The 24,510-nt window shown below is 34.3% G+C and carries 20 protein-coding genes; 16 read left to right on the forward strand and 4 right to left on the reverse strand.

The genetic code is table 11. The annotated features are described in order from the left end of the window. The first annotated feature begins 313 nt into the window (after positions 1 to 313). The 3 genes from ATZ99_RS00310 (at position 314) to ATZ99_RS00320 (ending at position 8,855) form a co-directional block, all read left to right on the forward strand. Positions 314 to 1,492 carry a restriction endonuclease gene (locus ATZ99_RS00310; RefSeq protein WP_222927043.1) on the forward strand — a complete coding sequence of 393 codons (1,179 nt, stop codon included), beginning with the start codon at positions 314 to 316 and terminating at the stop codon, positions 1,490 to 1,492. Between the two features lie 1,332 nt (positions 1,493 to 2,824). After that, on the forward strand, positions 2,825 to 5,773 hold the full coding sequence (locus ATZ99_RS00315; RefSeq protein WP_068747264.1) for a site-specific DNA-methyltransferase: 2,949 nt from the start codon (positions 2,825 to 2,827) through the stop codon (positions 5,771 to 5,773). A gap of 13 nt (positions 5,774 to 5,786) precedes the next feature. After that, positions 5,787 to 8,855: a DEAD/DEAH box helicase family protein gene (locus tag ATZ99_RS00320; RefSeq protein WP_068747265.1), complete on the forward strand. Its 3,069-nt coding sequence runs from the start codon at positions 5,787 to 5,789 to the stop codon at positions 8,853 to 8,855. 74 nt (positions 8,856 to 8,929) lie between these two features. On the opposite strand, the gene ATZ99_RS00325 is transcribed toward ATZ99_RS00320, so the two are convergent. Next, positions 8,930 to 9,253, reverse strand: coding sequence for a helix-turn-helix domain-containing protein (locus ATZ99_RS00325; protein WP_245641269.1), 324 nt, complete (start codon positions 9,251 to 9,253; stop codon positions 8,930 to 8,932). Positions 9,254 to 9,535: 282 nt separating this feature from the next. On the opposite strand from ATZ99_RS00325, the gene ATZ99_RS00330 reads away from it, so the two are divergent. The 7 genes from ATZ99_RS00330 to ATZ99_RS00360 all read left to right on the forward strand — a co-directional run bounded on the left by ATZ99_RS00330 (position 9,536) and on the right by ATZ99_RS00360 (position 17,395). Continuing rightward, complete coding sequence (locus ATZ99_RS00330; protein ID WP_068747267.1) at positions 9,536 to 10,705, forward strand: PDDEXK-like family protein; 1,170 nt, start codon at positions 9,536 to 9,538, stop codon at positions 10,703 to 10,705. Positions 10,706 to 11,224: 519 nt separating this feature from the next. Beyond that, positions 11,225 to 11,785, forward strand: coding sequence for a hypothetical protein (locus ATZ99_RS00335; protein WP_068747268.1), 561 nt, complete (start codon positions 11,225 to 11,227; stop codon positions 11,783 to 11,785). A 290-nt stretch (positions 11,786 to 12,075) separates the two neighbouring features. After that, positions 12,076 to 12,933 (forward strand): DegV family protein, encoded by an 858-nt coding sequence (locus ATZ99_RS00340; RefSeq protein ID WP_068747269.1) that lies wholly within the window; start codon positions 12,076 to 12,078, stop codon positions 12,931 to 12,933. Between the two features lie 590 nt (positions 12,934 to 13,523). Continuing rightward, positions 13,524 to 15,038, forward strand: a complete 1,515-nt coding sequence (istA, locus tag ATZ99_RS00345) for an IS21 family transposase (RefSeq protein WP_083947284.1) — start codon at positions 13,524 to 13,526, stop codon at positions 15,036 to 15,038. Then, positions 15,032 to 15,709, forward strand: coding sequence for an ATP-binding protein (locus ATZ99_RS00350; RefSeq protein WP_068747271.1), 678 nt, complete (start codon positions 15,032 to 15,034; stop codon positions 15,707 to 15,709). The genes istA and ATZ99_RS00350 overlap by 7 nt, the downstream gene beginning before the upstream one ends. A 455-nt stretch (positions 15,710 to 16,164) precedes the next feature. Continuing rightward, positions 16,165 to 16,785 (forward strand): hypothetical protein, encoded by a 621-nt coding sequence (locus ATZ99_RS00355; RefSeq protein WP_068747272.1) that lies wholly within the window; start codon positions 16,165 to 16,167, stop codon positions 16,783 to 16,785. Positions 16,786 to 17,197: 412 nt separating this feature from the next. Next, positions 17,198 to 17,395 carry a hypothetical protein gene (locus ATZ99_RS00360; protein WP_068747273.1) on the forward strand — a complete coding sequence of 66 codons (198 nt, stop codon included), beginning with the start codon at positions 17,198 to 17,200 and terminating at the stop codon, positions 17,393 to 17,395. A 124-nt stretch (positions 17,396 to 17,519) separates the two neighbouring features. Here ATZ99_RS00360 and ATZ99_RS00365 read toward each other — a convergent pair whose 3' ends face one another. Next, entirely contained in the window at positions 17,520 to 18,248 is a 729-nt protein-coding gene (locus ATZ99_RS00365; protein WP_068747274.1) for a DUF4367 domain-containing protein, read from the reverse strand. Beyond that, a complete protein-coding gene (locus tag ATZ99_RS00370) occupies positions 18,235 to 18,777 on the reverse strand; it encodes an RNA polymerase sigma factor (RefSeq protein WP_068747275.1) in 543 nt (180 codons plus the stop codon). Before ATZ99_RS00370 ends, ATZ99_RS00365 begins: the two co-directional genes overlap by 14 nt. Before the next feature lie 429 nt (positions 18,778 to 19,206). Here ATZ99_RS00370 and ATZ99_RS00380 point away from each other — a divergent pair, with 429 nt between their 5' ends. Both ATZ99_RS00380 and ATZ99_RS00385 read left to right on the forward strand, forming a co-directional pair. Further along, on the forward strand, positions 19,207 to 19,686 hold the full coding sequence (locus ATZ99_RS00380) for a hypothetical protein (RefSeq protein ID WP_068747277.1): 480 nt from the start codon (positions 19,207 to 19,209) through the stop codon (positions 19,684 to 19,686). A gap of 54 nt (positions 19,687 to 19,740) precedes the next feature. Beyond that, positions 19,741 to 20,118, forward strand: coding sequence for a stalk domain-containing protein (locus ATZ99_RS00385; RefSeq protein ID WP_281178151.1), 378 nt, complete (start codon positions 19,741 to 19,743; stop codon positions 20,116 to 20,118). A gap of 152 nt (positions 20,119 to 20,270) precedes the next feature. Here the strand turns inward: ATZ99_RS00385 and ATZ99_RS00390 are convergent, their stop codons facing one another. Then, positions 20,271 to 20,504 carry a hypothetical protein gene (locus ATZ99_RS00390; protein WP_157074674.1) on the reverse strand — a complete coding sequence of 78 codons (234 nt, stop codon included), beginning with the start codon at positions 20,502 to 20,504 and terminating at the stop codon, positions 20,271 to 20,273. A gap of 568 nt (positions 20,505 to 21,072) precedes the next feature. On the opposite strand from ATZ99_RS00390, the gene ATZ99_RS00395 reads away from it, so the two are divergent. The 4 genes from ATZ99_RS00395 (at position 21,073) to ATZ99_RS00410 (ending at position 24,500) form a co-directional block, all read left to right on the forward strand. Continuing rightward, a complete protein-coding gene (locus ATZ99_RS00395; protein WP_222927044.1) occupies positions 21,073 to 21,618 on the forward strand; it encodes a hypothetical protein in 546 nt (181 codons plus the stop codon). Then, the gene (locus tag ATZ99_RS00400) at positions 21,605 to 22,147 is read left to right on the forward strand and encodes a hypothetical protein (protein WP_068747280.1); all 543 of its coding nucleotides are present in this window, start codon (positions 21,605 to 21,607) and stop codon (positions 22,145 to 22,147) included. Before ATZ99_RS00395 ends, ATZ99_RS00400 begins: the two co-directional genes overlap by 14 nt. A 175-nt stretch (positions 22,148 to 22,322) precedes the next feature. After that, positions 22,323 to 23,102: a hypothetical protein gene (locus tag ATZ99_RS00405; protein WP_068747281.1), complete on the forward strand. Its 780-nt coding sequence runs from the start codon at positions 22,323 to 22,325 to the stop codon at positions 23,100 to 23,102. 15 nt (positions 23,103 to 23,117) lie between these two features. Next, the gene (locus ATZ99_RS00410) at positions 23,118 to 24,500 is read left to right on the forward strand and encodes an outer membrane protein assembly factor BamB family protein (RefSeq protein ID WP_068747282.1); all 1,383 of its coding nucleotides are present in this window, start codon (positions 23,118 to 23,120) and stop codon (positions 24,498 to 24,500) included. The last annotated feature ends 10 nt before the right edge of the window (positions 24,501 to 24,510 follow it).

The following is a 24,510-nucleotide window of genomic DNA, read 5'->3' on the forward strand; positions in this document are numbered from 1 at the left end:
ATGTTTTTAAGGAAGTTCGAGAGAAACAAGAGGCTAACCATATTAAACGAATTATAAATGAAATTCGTAAACATGGTTATGAAGTAATATCGCCACAGTCTGAAAAATAGTGTTAAGTAAAATATTTTTAAAATTTCCAGCTGATGCGTTATTGCATTGGTTAGTATATTATTGCCTTTTTTGGAGAATAAATTCCCCGATTTATGGAGTACATATTCCTTTTTTTGTTATTCTATTTTTTTGCTAATTAAAGGAAATTAAGTATAAATGTAGAAACAAATAATATATTGAGTAAAAAGAAGGAGGTGATTTCTTGCAGAATATTATTAAATTTGAAGATTTGGAAAATGCTGATTTAATTGTTGATGCTGTATATGAAGGTGGAACAGATGTAAATGTAAAAGGTGATCCTATAAGTAAATTGCTTGGATGTGGAAACCTGGGGGGGTTCAGATATTTAGGTTCTACAGATCCATTTGAATTAAAATATGTAGTTTTATATTCAAGTTTATTAGACCCGGATTGGCCAGATTCTTTAGATAATCAAACGGGAATTTTTACATATTTTGGAGATAATAAGGATCCAGGTAACCAATTACACAGGACTAGGAAAAAAGGTAATTATATACTTAAAGAATGTTTTAATATGCTACATAATAGTAAATTAGATAAAATTCCACCGTTTTTTATTTTTACAAAAGGGACAAAAGGTAGGGATGTTGTATTTAGAGGTGTTGCAGTACCAGGGGCAAAAAATTTGACTTCTTTTGATGATTTGGTTGCAATATGGAAGATAAAAGGTCAAGAAAGATTTCAAAATTATAGAGCAATTTTTACAATATTAGATATAGATAAGGTAACAAGAAATTGGATAAAAGATTTACAAAATGGAAATATAATAACACATAATACACCAAAAGCTTTTAAAGAATGGGTGGAAAAAGGTATATACAGACCATTGATTGCGGAAAGAACTGTTGAATATAGAAAAAAAGAAGAACAATTACCAACAGGATATGATGAAAAATTTATTGAAGAAATAATTAATTACTTTAAGGATGGATATGCATTTGAACATTGTGCTGTTGAAATTTTCAAATTGATGGATAGTAATGTAATTGAATGTAATTTAACTAGACCATGGGTGGATGGTGGAAGAGATGCGGTGGGCAAATATAGAATCGGAAATGCCAATAATTATATTTTAGTTGATTTTGCACTTGAGGCTAAAAAGTATAATTTGAATAATGCAGTAGGTGTAAAGGAAATATCACGACTTATATCACGATTAAGAAACAGACAGTTTGGGGTGATTGTTACAACTTCATATGTTAATATGCAGGCTTACAAAGAGATAAAAGAAGATGGACATCCTATTATTATTATATGTGCAAAAGACATTGTTGATATTTTAAAAAACAAAGGAATAACCACTATTGAGGATTTGCAAAATTGGTTAAATAAAAATTTTAAAAAAGAGGTAGTACAATGAGTTTGATGCAAGAATTTCTTAGTGTAAAATTTTAGTGGGAATAGGTAATTAGTAAGCAGGAATTCTATAAAAAAACTAGAAACCAACCTCCGAATGCAAAAAAATCTATAAAGGTCCGAAAAAGGAGGTTTGTTTCTAATGAAAGAATTCGTTACGGGCCATAACAATTCCTTCAAAGAACTTGTATTTAATTTGTTAAAAATTACTGTGAGCAATTATATCTAAAAATTTGGAAACCATATTAAACCAACTTGACGAAGAATTAGAACACCATGGGAAAGGGGGGGAATCCATCGGGAAATGAGAACGACGCCAAATGGTACAACATATGATATAGGTATTGCGCCACAACAGACATCAGTTAATGGAAATTTTAAGCAGACATATTACAAAATACCGTTTAAGAAAATTGAAGATAAAAATATACCATTAGTGGTTAATTAATATAATATAGAGGGAATAAATTTTAAGCTTTAAAGAGTTTATTCATTTTTGATATTATGATAACTATAATGAATTCTCCACTCGTGTTGAGTGTGTAACATTGATGTCAAGGGTGGAGGAATAAAGGATTGCAAAAACCTCTAAAATAAAGGGTTTCCAGACATTGACCATTTCTTTCGGCTGTTCTGCCTGAGATGATAATGTCAGGAAGCCCTTATTTTTATTGTTTGCGGGAACATATCAATAGCTATAAAAATGTATAGTTGAGTTACTAAATTAGATAATGGCTATTTTTTAATAGGTTGAGGAAACAAGATAGATGTAGTTTCTAAAGTATTCATTGTTAGTACATTTGAAATCTCTGATATATAAATTTCTAAGATTATCATTAAAGTGTCATTGAATAATCCGAAGGGCGCATTGGAACAGCAGTGGCAAATAGGCATAGTTTAAATCTGGTGTAAAATATTAGCTCAATTTTAAAAAGTATTGTTTAAGACATTCAGAAAGAATTGTTGTAGTGTAAATTTACCTGGAGGCAAGGAGAATCTGATACATAAAAATTTTCAGAAAAAGAAGGGAAATAGGTGTATATGTATAATATCATAGTCTTTTAAAAAATTTGAACAACGCAATGATACGATAGATAGCAGACTTGAGAAGTCAGACTTTTTTGTTTTATATCATAAATATACTTGAAGACAATAAGAATTCGAAAATAAAATTTCAGAAATATTATTTTATATCTGCATTCTAAAGGAGGAAAGGCTCGATGAATATAGAATTATAAATTTATGGTGAAGGAGTTATTTATTGAGAAGGAGATATTAAATTTCAAATTTAGTAAATATTTAATAATACGTAAGTGTATAGGAGGATTACTTACCAATGAATAGTCTTGATAAATTTAAAAATTTGTTGAAAGAAATTTTTGAATTCGATGCATCTGATTTGGATTTCGGCATTTACAGAATTTTGAATTACAAGAGAAAGCAAATAGAAGATTTTATTGAAAACCGGCTTTTTAAAATAATAGAGGAAGCTTTTAAAGAACACAAAGCTGGTCTTACTGAAGATTTAGAGATGGAATTACAGAGAGCGAAGGTCCAATTAGAAGAGATAGGAAAAGCGTTAGGAGAAGAAGTATTTTCGCCTTCAGGAGAAGTAAAGGAAAGGTTTAAAAATACCCCTGCGGGGAATAAATATGCGGAGTTAAAGCGGCAAAAGGAAGAGGCGGAAAAAGCTGATGAGATGAAACTCCAAGTTTTTAACGACCTTTATAACTTCTTTTCCCGGTATTATGAGGAAGGAGATTTTGTTCCTCAATACCGCTATTCTATCAAAGGGCACAAATATGCCATCCCCTATAATGGCGAAGAAGTAGCCTTATATTGGGCAAATAAGGATCAGTATTATACAAAAACGGGTCTTTTATTCAGAGATTATACCTTTAAAGTTGATGATTACAAGGTTATTTTCAGGGTAGTTGAAGCAAAGGAAGAATTAGGTTCGAATAAGGCGACTAAGGAAAGATTTTTTGTATTAGATAATGATAAACCTGCTGAATTTCAGGGGAAAGAATTGGTTATTAGATTTCAGTATAGAGAGCTTACGGAGGAGGAAGTCAAAAAATATAATGTGGCAGGAGGGAGCAACACCTCCAAGCAGCAGAAAGTCAATGAATTTTCTTTTAGCTCAATAGTGAATGAGGTTGCAAAAATAAATAAGGAAGTTTCCTTGTATTTACAAAGAGATAAAAACGAAACCCCTCTACTTAAGTATCATTTGGACCGCTTTACCGGAAAGAATACGAGGGATTATTTTATTCATAAAGATTTAAAGGGATTCTTATCCGGCCAACTGGATTACTACATAAAATCAGAAGTGTTGGACCTTGACACATTGGAAAGAGAAAAGTATTCGAACAAGCATATCATACGATCAAAAGTGGTAAGGCAAATTGGCGAAGCTATTATAGATTTTTTGGCTCAGATTGAGAATTTCCAAAAGAGGCTTTGGGAGAAGAAAAAGTTTGTTTTATCTACGGAATACGCAATAACCCTTGACAGAATAGCAAAATGGGCTGGTGAAGAATTCTTAGATGAAATCATAGATGAAATTTTAAGCAATGAAAGACAGCTAAAAGAATGGGAAGAATTAGGGTTTGGTGAGATAAAGAGTAAAGAAGATTTAATCGAAAAAGAGGATATTGTAGGTAATGAATATAAGAAGCTTCCTGTTGACACAAGATATTTTGATAAAGAGTTTAAAGAAAAGCTTTTGGAAAACATAACCCGCAATATAGACCTGGACGAAGCATTGGACGGACTTCTCATAAAAAGCGAAAACTGGCAGGCGTTGAATACGATTTTGGCTAAATATAAAGAAAAGGTACAGACCATCTACATAGACCCACCTTTTAACAAGGAACAGGATGCGGATTATCTTTACAATGTTAAGTATAAAGATTCTACATGGGTAAGCATATCGGAAAATAGGTTAAAGCTTGCAAGGGATTTGCTGTCAGAAAAAGGAAGTATTTTTGTTAGATGTGATTATAATGGAAATATGTATGTCAGGCTTTTGATGAATGAGGTTTTTGGAAAGGAGAATTTTAGGAATGAAATTGATGTTAAAAGAACAAGGACATTAAAGGGAGAAAATAAGAAATTTCATACAGCAAATGATACATTATTTCTTTATGCGAAAAATGTTACAAACTTTAGTTTTTTTGGTTACAAAAAATTGAAGGATAAACCAGAATGGGTTAGAATGCACTTACCAGGAACGGTTAAAGGGGATGCTTCAAGAATTGTTTTTGGTAGAAAAATTTATCCTCCTCAAGGTAGAAAATGGGTTTTAAGTCAAGAAGCTATAGATAGAGCAATTGAACAAGGTTTAATAAAATGGGATGATAAATTAAACGAACCAATATTTTTTAGCCAATATGAAACTCTTGGTTCTGATTGGACAGATGTTAACGGATATTCTTCTGAATGGGACTTCCCCACCGAAAACTCCGAAATTCTTCTCAAGCGGGTCATAGAATCTACCTCCAACGAAGGAGATCTCGTTATGGATTTCTTCCTCGGGTCTGGAACAACCACAGCAGTAGCCCACAAACTCGGCAGAAAGTGGATTGGGGTTGAGATGGGCGAGCATTTCTGGACTGTGATTTTACCGAGGATGAAAAAGGTACTTGCTTATGATAAATCAGGCATTTCAAAGGAAAATGACGTTAAGGAAAAATATAATAAAAAAAGCTGTGGTGGCTTTTTCAAATACCAAATTTTAGAGCAATATGAAGATACACTAGACAATATTGAATTGGAAGAGAATCAAGAGGTTTTAAAGGTCTTAAAGGATGAATATCTGTTGAAATACTTTCTGGATTATGAGACAAGCGAAAGCCCGTATTTTTTGAATATCGAGAATCTAAAAGATCCCTTTGCATACAGGCTAAAAGTTAACCTGTCGGAAGTTGGAGAGCCGGAAGAAATGGTTGTGGACATACCCGAAACGTTCAATTATCTTCTGGGATTAAAAATAAAAAAGGTCAAATTTAGAAATAACGATAAAAAAAGATATATGTTCGTATTGGGAGAAAAAGAAAGTAAGACGTATGCTATGATATGGCGGACTTGCGGCAGTAATTGGACAGAAGAGGATTTCATGAAAGATAAGGAATTTATTAAGAAGGAATTGTCGGAGTGGAAGCCCCATATTGTGTATGTAAACGCTCAAAGCACTTTAACTCCAGATTTTGGTGATTTTGTGGCTGAAATTAATTATATCGAACCCGATTTTAAAAAGCTGATGAACTCTGAGGTCAGATGAAAGGCGAGATGATATGGATATGGAAAAATATCTGGTGTTAAACAAATATTTTCTTTCTCTTTTTGGAGTAGAAGATTTTAGGCAGTTGCCTTTGAAAAATATACAAGAGCGAATAGACGATGGTGATGAAATTACACCTTTTATGAAAACCTTGATATCATTGAAAGGTATAAAGTTTTGCAAAGATGATCTACTTCGGTATGATCAGAACATTCAGGAATACGTTAGAAAGATAAACCGGTACCGCGGCAACGTAGTTCTCATATATTTTCAATACCTGCCTGTTCTTTTTACGGAAATTTTCTTGGACCAGTTGAAAAACAATAAGGTGGAGTTTTTAAATAAGCTGAATGAATTTTTAAATCAATACAGATATGAAAACGAAATTGACATACAGGATTTTGAATTGAAGGATTTAAACAAGTTGGCCTTCTGGATGGCCACCGGTTCCGGGAAAACTCTAATTATGCACATAAATTATCTTCAGTTTTTGAAATACAGGCCTTTCGAACCTGACAACATACTTTTGATTACTCCTAACGAAGGTCTTTCTAAGCAGCACTTTGATGAACTGCAAAAAAGTGATATTCCATGCAGGATATACGATGGCAATTTAAACAGTAGGTTCAACCTTAAGAATGAAGTGCTGATTATAGAAATAACTAAACTGGTTGATGAGAAAAAGGATGGAGGAATAACCCTTCCAGTAAGTGCTTTTGAGGGAAGAAGTCTTATTTTCGTAGATGAAGGACATAAAGGGAAGGCTACCGAAGATCGGGTATGGGCCGCGCGGAGAGCTAAATTGGCTGAGAATGGTTTTGTGTTTGAATATAGTGCCACGTTCGGGCAGATATTGAGCGAAAGGAATAAAGAAACCCTTGAGGAATATTCTAAATCAATCATATTTGATTATTCGTATAAGTATTTTTATCTCGATGGATACGGTAAGGACTTTTTTGTGGTAAACGCGAAAAATTCTGAAGAAATATCTGAAGGCTATTTTTCAGAAATTATGTTTGTTGCCAATTTGTTGTCTTTTTACGAGCAAGTTATGTTTTATCAGGAAAATAAAAGATTAGCCGAAGAGTATAATTTGGAAAAACCTTTGTGGATCTTTGTGGGAACGACGGTTAATAAAGAGGAATCGGACATACTTCAGATTGTTGGCTTTTTAAATAAAGTTGTAAAGGAAGAGGACTGGCTTAAAGAAAAGATAAATACAATCTTAGAAGGAAGAGCGGGACTTAAAAATGAAGATGGCGAAGATATTTTTAAAGAAAAGTTTAAGCTGTTAAAAGAAAAAGGTGTGGATTTAAATGATTTGTATAGTAGGGTTTTTAACGGAAAAGGCAGATTAAATATATCGGAAATCAAAAACGCTGATGGAGAATTCGGACTAAAGGTTGGTGATAATGATTACTTCGGCGTTATAAACGTAGGCGGTAAAGATTTTAAAAAGAGGTTAGAAGAAAAAGGATTTGAAGTCCAATCGGATGTTATTTCTGATTCGCTCTTTGATTACATAAAGCACAAGGCCTCTAATTTGAACATATTGATAGGAGCCAAAAAATTTATTGAAGGATGGGATACGTGGAGAGTTTCTTCTATGGGGCTTTTGAACATAGGAAGCGGCCAGGGACCCCAGATTATTCAACTCTTTGGCAGAGGTGTAAGGCTAAAGGGGAAGGATTTGTCGCTAAAAAGAAGTGGGGATCCAAGAGTTGCAGTATTAGAAACTCTAAACATATTTGGCATCAAGGCGGATTATTTGAGTAGGTTTTTAGAAGCAATTAGAAAAGAAGAAGTCGAATATGAAAACATTTTAATGTCTATTAAATACCAGCATCAAGAAAAATGGAAGGAATTATATGTGCTCGGTAAAAGAGAAGATAAAAAGTTTGAAGAAAGTAAAGTTATAATGCTCGAACCTGATGAAACGGTTCACGTAAGCATTGATTTGACGCCTAGAATAAAAGTATATTCAAAAACAAATAATACCGAAATCGGTCTTGATGCAAAAATCGAGCATGATACGTTAGACTTGAAGCGTTATACCACGTTTTTAAATTGGGAACGCATCTTTTTTGAGATTACAGAACATAAGAAGTTAAAGAAATACTGGAATTTAGTATTTGATAAGAATAAACTCCAGGAGATTATATCTGCTGTAAACAATTACAAAGTTGTAGTCTATAAAGGAGTTTTTGATAAGCTGGAACATGGTGATATATCAAAGTTGGAAGATATAGCGGTTTCGGTTTTAAAAAGATATATTGATACTTATTACAGGAAAAAGGCAAAAAGGTTTGAGACAGATCACATAAGTTACTACGTGCTGGATGAAAAGACGGGGCAATTGATGATGCCTTTTATGAGTAAAGAAAATTCCGGGGGGTATTTAGTGCAGGTTGACAAAAGAGAAAAAGAATTAATTAAGAAAGTAAAGAAACTGATAAAAGATTTTGAAAAACTGTTAGACGAAAAATATGAATCCGATGTACTGCCCAGGCTGGTTTTTGAATCTCATTTGTTTGTGCCGGTTTTGTTAAAGAAAAAAATAAAAAAAGAAGATAAAATAAAATTTACCCCAGAAGGCCTGGTAGAAAGTGAGATAAAATTCCTAAAAGACTTAAGAAAGTTTATAGAAGAAAACAAAGAGAAATTTAAAGACATTGAGACATATTTATTGAGAAATTTTCACCAAATTGGGGTAGGTTTTCAACTTACATGGGCTGGATTTTATCCTGACTTTGTAATGTGGCTCAAGAAAGGGAATTATCAAATAATAGTTTTTATAGATCCTAAAGGGCTTGAACACGACAAAAGTCTTGACTGTGAAAAAATTGTATTTGCTGGGACAAGATATGCAGGTGGTGATGTTGTAACTATAAAGACTATAGAAAGAAGGCTAAATAATCCTAATATAAGACTAGAATCTTTTATTTTGTCTGCTACTTCGTATAAAGATCTAGTTGAAAACCTTGCGAAAAAACCGAGTAAAAGTGATTATGAAAAAAATCATGTATTGTTTATTGACGATAATGATTGGTGTGAAAAGATGTTTAAAATTTTAAATATATAACAAATTTGAGCTAAAATATTTTATACCCGAATGTATCATTACTTCATCCTGGGCTTCTTCGCCGGGTAGACAATTTAAAACCATAAAGGCTTCAGAGGAATTTCCTCTAATTTTTGCTGCATATTTTTTACTGTATCGTAACTGCCGGAATATTCCATTTCACTTTTTAAATCCTGATAAATGCGCTGCGCCGATAAACCTTTTGATACCTGGATAGCTATATATTCTTTATATGGGTCTAATATGGAGATTCTTTCTTTTCTTTCAATAAAATCTTTATCATTAAGTACTTTTAAAACTTTTCTAACAGTTTTTCTGTCAATATTAAGCATTCTTGCAATACTGCTTTTATTATATCCTTTGGTAAAAAGAGTTTTTATTGTTGTATGCATTTCCATCCCCAACACCTTTCATCTCTCCTTGTAGTTTTTAATTATATTTAACTACAAGGAAAGTTATTTTGATAGATGAGTGGGGAATTTTCTTTCCCATAAGTGGGTATTTTTATTTTACCATTGACATAAAAGATGAGAAATATATAAACTTGGATTCGGGAAGTAACCCATGTAAGCTTTGCAATATATTTATTTTTTTATATTAAGATTTTTGAAATAGATGTTCATATTATTATAAGAATAACATCATTATAAAAAACTAAATTAACTGGAGAGTGAGATGTATTGTTGGATAAACAACAATTAATTAGTTTTATAGTTAATAATGATAAACTTGAACTACTTAAAGCGAGAATAAATAGATTTAACCCTTTTAAGGTATTAAAAATACAAGATTATGAAATTAGACACTCAAATTTATTAGCTTGGCTTTTTAACCCGTCTGAGAATCATAATTTTGATGATAAAGTTTTAAAAAGATTTATTTTAAAAGTATTATTAAAATCTGACAATAATGAAATTCTGCAGGATATGAATTTGATTTATAAATTGCATCAAATGTCATTAATGGATATAAAAGTATATCGTGAAATAGCTAATATTGATATTTTGTTGGTTTCTGAACAGCATAAAATAGTCATTTTTATAGAGAATAAAGTATATTCAGAAGAACATTCAAATCAACTATCAAAATATTATAATTATGTAAACAATAAATATAAATCATTTTTGATAATTCCTATATATCTAACTCTCAATGGGGAAATTCCAAATCACAAAAAATATTTTTTAGCTAGTTATGAGGATTTATTGGAATCAATTGAATTTATTTTAGATAATTATAAAGAGAGAACCTCATCTGAAGTAATTTCATTTTTAGAGTATTATATTCATATACTGAAGGAGAAATATGTTATGGATAATGAATTAAAAAAAATGTGTAAAGAAATATATCAGCAGTATAAAGAGATTATTGATATGTTATATACTGTGGGTAATGAAATAAATACAGAACCAGCAGCAGAAATTTTTAAGAATAAACATAAAGAAATAATTCAAGTAGCTGTTACTAATAAGACTTATTGGTTTGGAGTAGAATCATTTGCTTATGGGAGAAAAAATGATAAAGAAAGCTGGGGCGGGGGGTTCCCAGTTTGTTTTTGGTTCTCCGAATATTTCGGGAAATTAAAACTTACTCTAGAAATTGGCCCATTTGAAGATGCGAATAAGAGAATAAAGTTTCTTGAAAAACTTGAAATGCATGGCGTCAAGATAAACAATAAGGCAAAGGAACCAGGAAGACAATATACACGTATTTATACAAGAACGTCTGATATTAAAGATTGGACGGATTTTGAGGAAATTTCAGATGCTATGGAAGAACTATATGAAAATAAAGAGTTGAGAGAACTAAAAAATAGAGTAGAACAAGCAATAAAAGAGTTTGATTGGTAAAACTTATAATTTGATAGGATGAGAAATAATGAGATTGGGTTCTAATAGGGATAAAGACTTTTTATAGGATGCCTTTTAGGCAGAGCGGTTGGAGATGCATTAGGATGAACGGTAGAGTTTTAAAAAATAGATGAAATTATTAAAAAATATGGCAAATATAGCATTACTAATCTTATTGAAGGAAAAAACGGAAAGGCAGAAATAACTGATGATACTGACTCTCTTCAGAGCAGAAGGTATACTAAAAGCAAAAACAAGGCTCACGTTAAAAGGCATATGCCAATCACCCACTGTTGTTTACTATCTTAACAAAAGGTTAATAATAAGGAGCCTTTTCTTGTGGTTCAATCGTTTTTATGAAATTAAAATATATACATTTAGAATTTTGAAACGTTTACGAATTGATTAATTATAAAACTAAAAATAAATATTGTTATAAATTATAAAAATTTGATTATGAACATAAAATATTGTAAAATTAAAATTGTAAAAATACTCTAACCAAGAGGTAGTGATTATGTGAAACCTAAGGATGAGCTGAACTTTAACAATTTAATTAAGAATTATAACTATCTTAGAAAAGTAAAAGAAGCTACAGAAGATTATTTAGATAAGAAAAAAGTTAATAAATTAATAGCTTTATTAAGAGAAGCAATTTCTAAAAGAAAATTAAGCCTTGAAGTTTGGGAGTTGGACAAGTTCCGAGATAATTATTTTGGATATAAAGGTGTTATAGGAGCTTTTAAAGTTAGAAAAGTTAACATGACCTATTATTTGATTTTTGTTCCTTGGAATAATGATGAAAGAATTAGTTTAGTTGTTTATTTAAATGATTCGAAATTACCGATTTTTGGGAGATTCAATTGTAAAATAATAGGAAAAAATAGTTTTTTCTATTATAATTATTATTCAGTAAAAAGAGATGGCAAAAATGCTTTGCGAAAAGAGTTATTTTATAAAAAATATGGCGAAGGATATGCTCTTATAAAATTACCTAGAAAAGTAGAAGAAGTAGATTTATTTATTCAAGAATTAGTTTATTTATCTGATGTTATTGACGAAATTAATAGGGAGGTTTAATAATTTAAGATTTTGTAAATTAATGCAAGATTTTAATTTATTTACATAATAAAAAATTTGCGACCTTGTATCAACATCATTATCCAAAGACAAATTTGAACGTTCCATTGATACGATAGATAAAAGCTATGAAAGTTTTTTTTATTATTTAGTTTTCATAAAAATTATAAAATTAATAAAAAGAAAAATATAATTATTAATGAAATAAACATAGAATTAATTTTAAAAGATTTCATTTGTTTAGTAAAAAATAAAAAACATATAAAAAATAAAAGAAGTGAGTGGGTAAAATGTCAGTTAAAATTCTAACAGATAGCACAAGTTATCTAAGTGAAGAAATATGCAAACAACTAGACATTAGGAAGGTTTCATTAAGTGTATCTTGGAATGATATAAGTATAAAGGAAGTTGATATTAATAATGAAGATTTCTACCGTATGATGAAAGAAAAGGGGATACCTAAGTCTTCTCAGCCTTCTATTGGAGAAATGCTAGAGGAAATGAAGAAGGTTGTAGCTAATGGGGACAGCCTTGTTTGTATTTTTCTTTCATCAGAAATGAGTGGAACATATTCATCAGCACTTATGGTAAAAGAGATGGTGCTTGAAGAATATAAGGACGCTCAGATAGAAATTATTGATTCTAGATCTAACTGTATGCAGCTTGGTTTTGCTGTAATTGCGGGTGCTAAAGCAGCAAAGGAAGGAAAAACATTAAATGAGATTGTTGAAATTGTAAATCAAAACTTAAAAAGAAGCAGATTCTTATTTATCCCTGATAATCTAGAATACTTAAAAAAAGGCGGAAGAATAGGTGGTGCTAAAGCACTAATTGGAAATCTTTTAAAGATTATTCCTATATTAACAGTTGAGGATGGGAAAACAGCTATCTTAACTAAGGTTAGAACAAAGAAAAATGCAGTAGCAGCAATGATTGAAAAGTTGGTTAGGGACAGTTCTATTTATGGTCTTAAGGAAATAGTTGTTCACCATATTAACTGCTTTATAGAAGCTTTAGATCTTTCAAAATTGATAGAAGAAAAGCTGGGAATAAAAGCAGATATTGTAGATATTGGACCTGTAATTGGACTTCATGTAGGTCCAGGTGCAATAGGTTTTGTTTATTATACAGAGATGGATATGAGATAATTTAGGTAGTTTAATTTAAAGGGCTCTATTTTTAAAAAAATAACTAAAAAAGATTTAATCAAAGTTATAACTAGAAAAAGTTGATGATTCAGATTTTAAATTAACATAAACACACCCTTTTGAGTTATGAATGAGGGGTGTGCTTTTTTATTAAGATTTATATTAGCAACCCCTTTGTTTTAGAATAGGAACTAGCACATGGATTACTAAATCCGCACTAAAATGAGATACCATTGCTATTTCAAGGCTATACTGCCAGTATAAATATCCAAATAATATTCCTGCGATAGCTGTCACCGCCGGTATACAATTGACCCAGGAGCAACGAAAAGGAATTGACCCACCCCCTGGCGAAATATCCCTCTGATACCAACACAGATCGGAGGGAAATAAGTGCTAGGGAGTGGATCTATTATCATGTTACACTGTTTATTGCATAATTAAAAAGGACAGAGTTGCAAAATAAAATCCCCACTTTTGCAACTCAAAAATCCCCAAATTTGCAAAGGTCATTGCAGGCACCCCAAAAAACCTTTACCCTTGTAGTTAGGGACAACTTAACTGCAAGGGAGGAACGGAGGATGCTCACAATGACCCAAATTGATGATATCAGAAAAGCGTTCTTTATGAAAGGGCAAAATATCAGCGAGATAGCCCGGGAGTTCCAAAAAGACCGAAAAACAATACGCAAGTATATCTATCAAGAAGACTGGAACACCAGGGTTAAAGTTGAAGAAGTTAAACATACCTTCCCAAAACTCGACCCTTTCAAGGCAGATATAGACCAATGGCTTGAAGAAGATAAAAAAGCTCGCAAAAAACAAAGGCATACAGCCAAAAGGATTTACGACAGGCTATGTGAAAAATACAAGAACCAGTTTAACTGTTCTTACCGCACCGTAGCAGGCTACGTGGCCATGAGAAAAAAAGAAATATACCAGGACAACTCCTGCCGCCTGCCGCTGGAACATATCCCGGGTGAAGCGCAGGTGGATTTCGGTGAGGCAGACTTTTACGAGAACGGGACGCTGCATCACGGATTTTATCTTGACCTTTCGTTTCCCTACAGTAACGTAGGATATACTCAGCTTTTCAAAGAAGAAAACCAGGAATGCCTGTTTCAGGGGCTGAAGGACATATTTGAACATATTGGTGGAGTACCTCATAAGATATGGTTTGATAACGCCAGCACTATTGTGAAACTTTTGAAGAATGGAGAGCGCAAACTAACTGACGCCTTCCTGAGGTTCAAGCAGCACTATGGTTTTGAAGCGGTATTCTGCAACCCCGCTTGTGGCCATGAAAAGGGTAATGTGGAAAACAAAGTCGGATACCACCGGCGCAATTTACTGGTCCCGGTCCCCACGTTTGAAAGGCTGGAGGATTTCAACCGCGAACTTTTACGCTTGTGCGACCAGGACATGCACCGGGAACATTACCGGAAGGATGGGACACACGCCGAACTTTTCAATGAAGACCGCAAAGCTCTGCTTAAGCTGCCTGCCGTCCCTTACGAGGTGGTCGATTACATAACAGTCAAAACCAACGCCTACGCCAAATTCAGCTTGAACGGCGGAAAGCATATATACTCGACTGCTCCAAAATACGCCAACAGCCGGGTACTGATAAAGATAACGGCTCACGAGGTCATACCGCTGGATGAAAGCCACAGGGAAATCGCGCGCCACCGACGGCTTTACGGGGACAACAAGCAAGAAAGCATGGACTGGCTACCATATCTCACCCAGCTTTCCCGCCGTCCTGGGGCCTTTAAGTATTCGGGAATATATAGTATGCTGCCGGACCCACTCCGGGAATACCTGGACGGCTTAAGTAAAAGCGAGCGCGGCAAAGCGCTCAAGGCTTTAGCTGCGCTTTGTGCCAAAAGCAGTTTTGAACAGGCCGTGAATGCCGTAGCCGAAGCTCTCCTTTACGGAGTGCAGGATTTAGACAGCCTCGTAGCCATCCATAACAGGATAACGAGTATAACCCCGCCGCTCCCGCCGGTGAAAATTCCGGAAGGGGTTCCTGAACTCACTGCATTCCGCTTCAATGCTGAGGACTATGACAAAGCCTTTCTGAAAGGCGGTGCCAATTTATGCTGAAGGACGAAATCGCCACCTGTTGTAAAGCATTAAAACTTAGTCGAAATCTTGTGGAAAACTGCGACAAGATTGAAGCTGAAAGCCACGAAGAATACCTTCTGAAACTGCTAAGACTAGAACTGGAGCATAGAGACGCGAACCGAAAGGATAGACTCTTGAAAAATGCAGGCTTTTACACTATAAAGACCTTTGCCGATTACATATTCGATGAAATTAAGCTCCCGCAGGGGCTTACGCCAGGCAACGTTGGGACCGGTAAAACCCATCTTGCCACGGCCATAGGAGTGGAGGCCTGTAAAAAAGGCTACAACGTAAAGTTTTTCCGCACAGCAGCACTGGTAAACCGGCTTGTTGAAGCCAGGAAGGGAGGTGAACTTTCCGGGTTAATGAAACAGCTTTCCAAAGCGGATCTTCTGATCTGCGACGAATGGGGTTATGTTCCTTTAGACCGTGAAGGGGCGCAGCTGCTGTTTCAGGTGATGTCGGACTGCTATGAACGCCGCAGTGTAGTAATTACCACTAACCTGGAATTCAGCCGCTGGGCGAGCATTTTCTACGACGAGCAGATGACAGCAGCAATGATTGACCGGCTAATACACCACAGTTACCTGTTGATCTTTGATGGCCAAAGCTACCGGGTGAGGCAATCACTTATGAGGCAGTTAAGTTAACATAAAAATTCCCCACCGGTGCCTGGGGAAAAATCTTTGCAAAAATGGGGAATTTCCTCTTGCAAAAAACAACAAGGATGATTATATAATTAATTTTTATTATTAATTTTTATTATGGCAAAGGGGGATTTGCGGTTTTTAACAATTATAGCTAGAGCAATCTAGTAATAAATGGCTACAGATATGCTGTATTAGAAGGTCCTATCGAACGTGAATTTCTAAATAATTTATGGGAATCTATCCATTATATGTAAAATAAAAAATTCGCCTATCCTCATGCTTTGGCTACCCTGATTATATTCCGTCGTTTAAAATCAGCATAAGGGGCGGGGAAACCTGCTTTTTTTGTTAAAAATTATCGATTTTAGGGAACTTTTTGGCGGCATTAAACGACTATAATTATAGAGGCAATAAAAAGCTGTGTAAAAATAATATCAATTATAGTATCGATTTTATTGGTTTTTTCTGGTACTTTCGCGTATGCAGAGAGCAATAAACCTGAGCAAAAAATTGCAAAAGTAACTATAAACGAATATTTAATGATAAAAGAATTAAAAAACAAATCCGATTCGGAATTACAAAAAATGGTGTTTTCTGCTAAGGACATCGGCAAAATTAGAAATTTTGATTATGCTGAGGAGTTATACAGACGAAGCAAACTCGATGACTCGATTTTAAAAAACTTAGGATACACTGATGAGCAGATTAGTATGTTGAGAGCTTTTTCAGGTACTGAAGAAGAAATAATTGCATTAGCAGCGACTTTAAATATAAGTGCAAAGACTGATAGCTATTACTATTCAGAGGCAAATAATAGAACATACTATCGAGCACGTTTTGACTGGAATTGGAGTACCGCGCCAGCGGTTATGATGGAAGATATTATAGGAATTGCTTGGAGTGAAGGAATGTACATTGATCAGTCACCAAATGCGACTTACCATAGGGTAAAATATGTAAATAACATCTATGGCAATTATTATTATGAAAACGCTGCTATAGAACCTATAGCTCCTGGGGGAGGAGCGGAAACAAAGTTTGATATGTGTAAAATGTATGGGCAGGACCGCCAGTAGAGCATGATTGGGCTCAATCCGGTTATGGATATATACGAGTGTCTAAAATAGGAAGGATTCCCGAAGTAGCTTTGTACATTGAATATGGTCATTCAACATTAACGTTAGAGCCCAGTGTATCATTAATTGGAGAATTATCATTAAGTTTTTCAGAAGGTGTATATCAGGCGGATTCTGACTATGTTCATGCACTGTTGTAAGAATGGGATTATTAAACCGATTTTAATTGTCGTGAAAAAGTTGTCGATTTCTTAAAAATCTTTCTTAATGCTGAAAGCCCTTAGCCTATTGATACAGGGGCTGAGGGCTTTCACTTTTTTCCTGTAGATGATATAAATAGAGTTAGTGTTTATGTATAATTAATAAAGTTAAGTAACAGAAGTATGTATGTACATAGGAGGATAGAAAACGAATGCTGAGGAATGGTTTAAATAAAAAAATTTTTTCAATGTTGATTATAATGGTCATGCTCATACTTCTACTGTCTGCATGTACTTATTTAGGGGTAATAAGTGTTGAAGTACAGTATAAAAAGCCGTACGAAATTACCGAACCGTATGTAAAAGACTGGATAAATGAAGTTAAAGATAAAGAAGGAGATTTTTTCTAGCGAAATCTAAGATAGAAGGTAAAGAAATTTATTATCTATACGTAAAACCACGTTTTTTTCAGTAATACCTTAAAATAAGCGAAGAATTCCACGAAGGATTGGGCGAGGTGAACGTAAAGTTCCCCTAAGGCCTCATGCTTTCAGCTACCCTGATTATATCCTCTTCGCTTAATCTCCCGGTGATTATAAAATAAATCGAGCCCTTTTCGTATAAAAGCTGCCTTAAGCCGCTTTTTTTGAAATGAATGAGTGTGGCTTCAGAGCCCTTTATGCTGAGGTCTTTCACTTCTGCATCATTTGTCCGGAAATTATGAGAAAAGGCCGTTTCCCGTGCTACAGAAAATTGTTCAATTCTAAGCTCCTCACCTTCTGTTCCTTTTCTATAAATCAAAGCAACAGAAGCCTTCTCCCCACCGGAAATCTTCGCGCCGTGGAAACCGTATCCCTCCGGGAGGTATTCCGGGACTGCGATTTGAAAACCCACATTTTTCTGCACTTCATCAATGGAGAGAATAAAATCTTTCGCTGTTCCGTAATTTTCTGAGACCGTCTTTCCTGAAATGGTCATTATATTATTCAAGTATTCCCTGACAATTTTGAAAAACTTTGAATCAGCCGTGGCTTCCTTTCCGGCAATTCCCGTATAGACACCCATGAAAAAAACTATTAGAACAAAAGCCACACTTACAATTCTTTTTTTAATGGCTATCTTTTTGTTCTTTTGAGCTTCTAATTCTCTTTTTATTCTGACCCAAATTTCATCTTCGATATGTTTCGGAAGTGGGATGTCTTCAGCGTACTCCTTTATTTTTTTAGACAGATAAAGGTCGAAAGCGTCCTTATCCTTTTTCATCGCATCCTGCCCCTTCATTTTGTTCTCTAAAAAAATTCCTCAAAAACATCCTTGCGCGATAAAGCCTGCTTTTGACGGTTCCCACTGGTACACCGAGATACTTAGATATTTCATTTTCTGAAAGGTCGTTATAGTACTTCAATACTAAGATCTGCCTGTAAATTGGATTGAGCTGCTTTAAAGCATAATCCAGATCCATCCTGTTTTCGGCATCCGTAATTGTATCGGGCGAAACTTCCAGATTGGTATTCAGAGAAACTATCGTATCCATAAAGCTCTCATCTATGAGCACATACTTTGATTTATTTCGGATAAAGTTGATGGCTTTTTTGGTAGCGATAGCGCAGACCAGCGCCTGGAAGCGGGAAAGGTTAATAGGGCTTTTTTTCAATATTTCGCAGGCAGCTAAAAAAGCCTCTTGGACGGAATCATGAGCGATATTTTCGTCCTGAGCGACCAAGAAAGCCGCCCTGTAAGCTTTTGAAAAATAACTGCGGTAGAGACTCTCGAAAAGGTCAAAATTTTCCATTTTAAAATACCGCCTTTTTGAAAGAATCTTTAATATTATTATAAAAAATTTTTCAACTAAAGGGAACTTTTTGGAGGCATAAAACGACTATATTATAGGAAAAAAATTAAGAGTAGGAGTGAACAGCGAATGTGCTTTCTTTATAACAAATTTGTTTTAGTTTCTTCTCTCCTATTTGTTATTTTGTTTACCGTTAATCTTTATAAACCATTTACTGCTTTGGAATTGATCAAGGCAATTATTAGCGGACTTCTATTGGGAATAATTGTAGGAATGATTTTGTATGTTTTGTTTGGATGGAAAAAATCAGCATAAGGAGCGGGGAAAACCCGTTCTTTTTTTATTAAAAAATTTTCAATTTCAGGGAACTTTTTGGCAGCATAAAACGACTATTTTATAGAGGAGAAAATTAAAAGGGGGATGGTTTTTATGAGTTACAGGCCGCTTAAATTGATCTCAATTTTGATCTTAATCTTAAGCCTTTGTTTCCCAGTCTTTGCAGCGTCACCCGAGAAAATCGAGAGGGATTACGCAGTATCACACAACATGAGAGGCCTTTCCGGGGATATAAATGGATATTATACCGAGCAAGAAGACTATTTGATAGATATCTGGCACTGCCGCATCCAGGATCAGAGGAATGGTTCGGTAGAAATTTACGGTTATACTCAGTGCAATAGAATGTGCGACAAAGTAGTTGTTAAGCTTGTCTTACAGAAGTATACGGGTTCTTCATGGGTAGATGTGGCTTCATATACCTTTACTGATTACGACACCGATTACGTTGAGGGAGGGAAAGTGGTTTTGGTGGAAAGGGGTAAGTATTACAGGGTAAAAAGTTATCACTATGCTTATGATGGTATATCTGATTCAACGACTGCAACCACGAATGAGATTTACGTAAAGTAACCCGCTTTTTGCCCTCAAGGTACATCAGCTCCTTAAATATATAAATGGTATATAATTCCATACCTAGACCAAAGGCCGCTTGTTAAAAATGGTAAAACATATTTGCCTTTAAGGTTGATTTTTGATATTCTTGGGTATCAGGTCTATTGGAATAAAGATGACGGCAATATAACTATATATAACGAGCAGGGGACGATGATATTAAATACTTCCACAGTCGAATATAAAGTGGCACGCAATTCCGCGGAAGTCAAGTGTGTAATTAAAAACACATCGGGTGAAACTATTCCCAAAAATAAACTGGTTGCCGTGAAGGATACGGTGAGTGGACAGTTACTTACATTTGCGACAGAGATTTATAGAAACAGGGGCAAAGAAATTGCAGGTAGCGAATTGATACCCGTTTCCCAACTAATCCACCGTACTGTTTGATAAGAAAATTGGTACATAGCATTGCGGAAGGGTTTGACACAGGATTTTCGCTATTTGGCAAAGCGGTATTTGCCACTTTGGTATAAAACGGGGGAAGTTCCGGCCAGAGCTTGAACTACAGAAACGTTCATAAAACGTTCTCTGTCATCTCCTCACTCCGCCAGCAGTCTCGGGGCCAGCCACGAACCCGCTCCAGGTAGGTTTCCGAACAACCTGCTGTCGGAGTGGAGATTAAAAAGGCGTTCTATCTCCTTGTCATATTCTTTGATTTGCTCGAGGAGCGGTTCGAGTTGAGAAAGTATAGCCAGCATAAAACGGGCTTTGGTTCTGGCAACTACCGGGCTTGCCTTCAGTTGAGGAGAATGCAGCTTCTGATAGATTTCCATAGCCGCCTCACTAGGTTTTGGGTGTTTATGAGATTTTAAGAAAGCTGTCATTTTTGATACATAAAGTTTTTGTGCTGTTTCCAAGGTAGGGTAATTCTTTTAAAAATCTAGTGCAGCAGAAAATAGGAGCGGCGATTTTTTGTTAAGTGAATGAAAAGCATAAACTTTTTATTATTCTGAACCATACCTCATCTTCGATATGTTTACGTGTCTATTAAAAAAAATTTTATTTTATGGGAACTTTTTGGCATCATAAAACGACTATATTATAGGGGAAAAAGAATGCCACCCACAGTAAATTTTTTAAGTAAACCACAAGGAAGAGGGTGAGAACTATGAAAGGATAGCATTGTAATAGCATAGAACTAAGGATATTAATAATGCGGGAGGGATTAAAAATGAAATTATTGAAAAAATTATCTATAATGATTTTATATTCTTATTTTGCTTAAGTAATACATTAGCAATGCCTTTTGATAAAAATTTACCAAGTGCAAAAGATGATAGGATTATATTGAGATCTCAAATAATTACCCAGCCTCAATTTGATTCTGATAGGGGAATAGGTGTGGAATATGTAGATCCGGGTTATGGAACTGTAAAAATAGAAGATGTTTTAACTAAGGAAGTCGGATATATGAATGCGACCCCAAGGAAAAGTTTTACCAGTTTTGAAACATTTAAATACGCTTCAGTATTGATAATTAAGGCGGTACCTGGTATTGGAGATATATACAGAAGAGGAGAAGAAATATACAACGCGTTAAAGGCCGTTTATACTGATTTGTCGAATATTGATCCTTATAAAAGGGTTGAAGTTGAAACGAAGTATACATATAGAGATTTTTATCACGATCTTTATGTCTGGGATTATAGTAAGACCTGGAAATATATTGGTTATAGTTTAAGCAGATATTATTATAGAATTTATGGTATGTGGTATTTTGATTCGAAAATTGGAGAATTTAGATATAATGTAGAATATTACACTCATCAAAATGGCTACCCTCCCGAAGTTATAGCAAAGGCTCCAAACTATATGAAATACAATGTGTTAAGTCAATTGGCATATGAAGCATGGAAGATGGGGAGAACGTATTATGAAACATATTAAGAAATTCATTATCTTTCATATTCTTTTTTCTTTTTTATTTTTAACTGGATGCAAATATTTTGCCACTCCTTTTCTCCCGGATGTTGATTTCGTAATAGACAGAATAAATTCAGGGGCCAGTGAAATAGATTATGAAAAATACGTAAGAATTGAGATGTATAAATCTAGATTGCTTTTCGATCATACCACGGTGGAAGGCGGTCCGGATGATGAATTGTGCAATTTGATATATGATTTTAGAGTAATAAATATTTCAAATGAGACTATTAAAGTAAATTTAAAATGGTTTGTTCCTCCGGAGTTAAACCCCATAATTATTGCTGGCCAAAAAATGGAAATGCTTTCACCTCATGAGTATAGGGAATTGAAACCCGGAGAAAAAATTCATGTCGAAGTAGGAGTATTGATGAAGCACTATAATAAACTTTCGGAAGAAGAAAAGAAGATTTTCCATCAATATAAGGATACGCTTTATTTCGAGTTAAGGATCAATGGGAAGAGAGCTTATGCTAAAGTTTCTGCAGAATAAGTTAGAATCCATTCTACATATTTTGTGTTTTTATCCAAAATACTATTGGATTCCGAATAAGATTTTTAAATTCTCAACCTCATTAAAATTTAATCATTGTATATATTTGCTTAAAAAGTTTTTTGAAATAATTCAAAAAATATTTTGGAAAAAAGAATGAAAGGGGTTGTCAAAATTGAAGAAAGTTAAAATTTCGGTACTTGTATTTATTCTAACCCTCACCTTTATAAAACCTTCAATTGCTTTGGCACATATACCTCCATTTTATTGTCAAAAAGCAGGCAACTATGAAGGTGGTTACTGGGGGGAAGGAGTTCCTGATGATAAAAAACAGGAAATTTCAAAAACTGGATGTGCTATTTCATGTTGCGCTATGGTGTTGTATCCAAGCAAAGCTTATATATATGATGAAAGAGTTAACAAGAGTCAATATTCTTCTGCTGATCCCTATGTGGTTTATAGAGCCAATGGCGACAGCACATATGCTAATTGGGATATTATAAGAAAGAAATTTGGATGGAATAAATATTATCATGTTAGTTTTACAAGTTATGATGCTTCTAAAAAAGCAATTGAACTTGATAAATATCTTGATGCAGGGAAACATCCAATCGGAAGAATTCCTGGACACTTTGTTACTTTTGTTAGCTCGGAGATTATAGGCCCTGTTTCTATTGATAAAGATATTAAAATAAATGAGCATGTTATAATAAATAAAGACCCAAAAACTGTTACCAAGGATGAAATTGTTCCCTTGACTGATGAGGAATTAAAGGAATTTTTTGGAGATACACTACCCGTAAAAAATAGTTTTTTGACGAAGAACACAATGTACGATTGGTCTTTTAAAATTCATGACCCGGGGACAAAATATGGCAAAAATATCTATTTTGCAGATAATATAAAAGGAGCTACATTAGATGACCTGGATAGAATAACCATATTTGAGGAATAAGTGGAGGTGGAGAAAATGTATAAAACTGCCAAGCTATTTTTATTAGCAATTTTTCTTTTTTTAGTTACGGGTTGCGAAGTACAACAACCTTCGATTTTAGATTACATCGAAGAAAGGGACTCAGAAACGCTTTCGGCAGAGAAAAACAATAACAGCTACTTACAATGGGGGTACCCGAATGATTTAAATAATATGAAACATCGTCCTTTAGATCTAGTTGATATAGCTTTGAGCAATGATAGAAATACCGTTTATACCAATTATTTTGAGGGTAGGCTCACTGCAATAGATTCTAAAAGTGGAAAAGAATTATGGAACTATGATTTGCCTGAAGGCTCCGATATTGTTCAAATAGGGGTCCATCCGTATAATAATGATATTTACTTGATGGATCTTCCAAATTTGCAAGTATGGGTTTTATCCTATGAAGGGAAGCTGAAGAATCAGATTTCCTTTGGTATGGGTAATTATGCGATTAAAATGGTACCCTCATTTATTTTTACAAAAAAAGGACGTTGTTATTTCGGGGCACCCGATGGAAAAGTTTACTGTGTTGATGATAATGGAAAAGTTTTATGGGCAACAACCGTTGTAGGATCTAAAACATCCGGGGAAGTTCATCCGGTAAGCGATCTTGCTATTACAAAAGACGAGAGAACGATAGTAGCCGCAGCTTTTATTGAACCGACTAACCCTGTTTACGGAATTGACGCTGATTCGGGGGAAATAAGGTGGCAATATAGTCATAGCAAATATACAAATATAAATTACATAACAGTGGACGATGAAAATAACGTACTTTTGGCAGCTAATGATCCGAAAGAAATGAAAAGATGGAATTCTACAAATCCCGACGAACAAGAACCACCGATGGAAGAAATAAACTCAACCGTGGGCGGTGCGGTAATACTACTTGATGCGAACGGCAAGGAGAAAAAAATTATTGAAATACCAAGACAGTTTGGATTAGTGCATGTAAAAGGCGACCCTAAAAGGAATCGTATATACGCAACAGGTCATACTTGTTTTGATAGATTATCAGCTGTATGGGCACTTTTTGCAGCTGATTATGAAGGCAACATATTGTGGGACACCTTAAAATATCCAATATTATTGGCGGGTTATACAAATAGCGAGTTTTTAAAATTACAAGATTTTTATATCTATCTTGGAAGCTATGGGGATATAAAAAAGATTGATATTGATGGCAACCTAATTGCTGAATATAAAATCCTTGAAGAAGGAAAATCTGTAATTTCAGGAGTTAATTTAGAAGGTTCTGCGTCGATAATTGCTGCAGACGAAAATGAAAAATCGCTTTACGTATTTTGTGGAGAAGAAAAACACCATGAAGAATACGGGTCAATAGGGAGAATATATAAACTTAAGCTGGAGTAAAATCTCCAAT

The organism is Thermovenabulum gondwanense, assembly GCF_001601575.1.
Classification (GTDB): Bacteria; Bacillota; Thermosediminibacteria; order Thermosediminibacterales; family Thermosediminibacteraceae; genus Thermovenabulum; species Thermovenabulum gondwanense.

Excerpts from the sequence above, each read along its gene's own strand:
- ATZ99_RS00315 (WP_068747264.1), top strand. The coding sequence starts at position 2,825 with ATGAATAGTCTTGATAAATTTAAAAATTTGTTGAAAGAAATTTTTGAA.
- ATZ99_RS00360 (WP_068747273.1), top strand. The coding sequence starts at position 17,198 with ATGCTGAGGAATGGTTTAAATAAAAAAATTTTTTCAATGTTGATTATA.
- ATZ99_RS00410 (WP_068747282.1), top strand. The coding sequence starts at position 23,118 with ATGTATAAAACTGCCAAGCTATTTTTATTAGCAATTTTTCTTTTTTTA.
- ATZ99_RS00320 (WP_068747265.1), top strand. The coding sequence starts at position 5,787 with ATGGATATGGAAAAATATCTGGTGTTAAACAAATATTTTCTTTCTCTT.
- istA (WP_083947284.1), top strand. The coding sequence starts at position 13,524 with ATGACCCAAATTGATGATATCAGAAAAGCGTTCTTTATGAAAGGGCAA.
- ATZ99_RS00350 (WP_068747271.1), top strand. The coding sequence starts at position 15,032 with ATGCTGAAGGACGAAATCGCCACCTGTTGTAAAGCATTAAAACTTAGT.
- ATZ99_RS00380 (WP_068747277.1), top strand. The coding sequence starts at position 19,207 with ATGAGTTACAGGCCGCTTAAATTGATCTCAATTTTGATCTTAATCTTA.
- ATZ99_RS00390 (WP_157074674.1), bottom strand. The coding sequence starts at position 20,504 with ATGGAAATCTATCAGAAGCTGCATTCTCCTCAACTGAAGGCAAGCCCG.
- ATZ99_RS00365 (WP_068747274.1), bottom strand. The coding sequence starts at position 18,248 with ATGAAAAAGGATAAGGACGCTTTCGACCTTTATCTGTCTAAAAAAATA.
- ATZ99_RS00325 (WP_245641269.1), bottom strand. The coding sequence starts at position 9,253 with ATGGAAATGCATACAACAATAAAAACTCTTTTTACCAAAGGATATAAT.
- ATZ99_RS00400 (WP_068747280.1), top strand. The coding sequence starts at position 21,605 with ATGAAACATATTAAGAAATTCATTATCTTTCATATTCTTTTTTCTTTT.
- ATZ99_RS00370 (WP_068747275.1), bottom strand. The coding sequence starts at position 18,777 with ATGGAAAATTTTGACCTTTTCGAGAGTCTCTACCGCAGTTATTTTTCA.
- ATZ99_RS00340 (WP_068747269.1), top strand. The coding sequence starts at position 12,076 with ATGTCAGTTAAAATTCTAACAGATAGCACAAGTTATCTAAGTGAAGAA.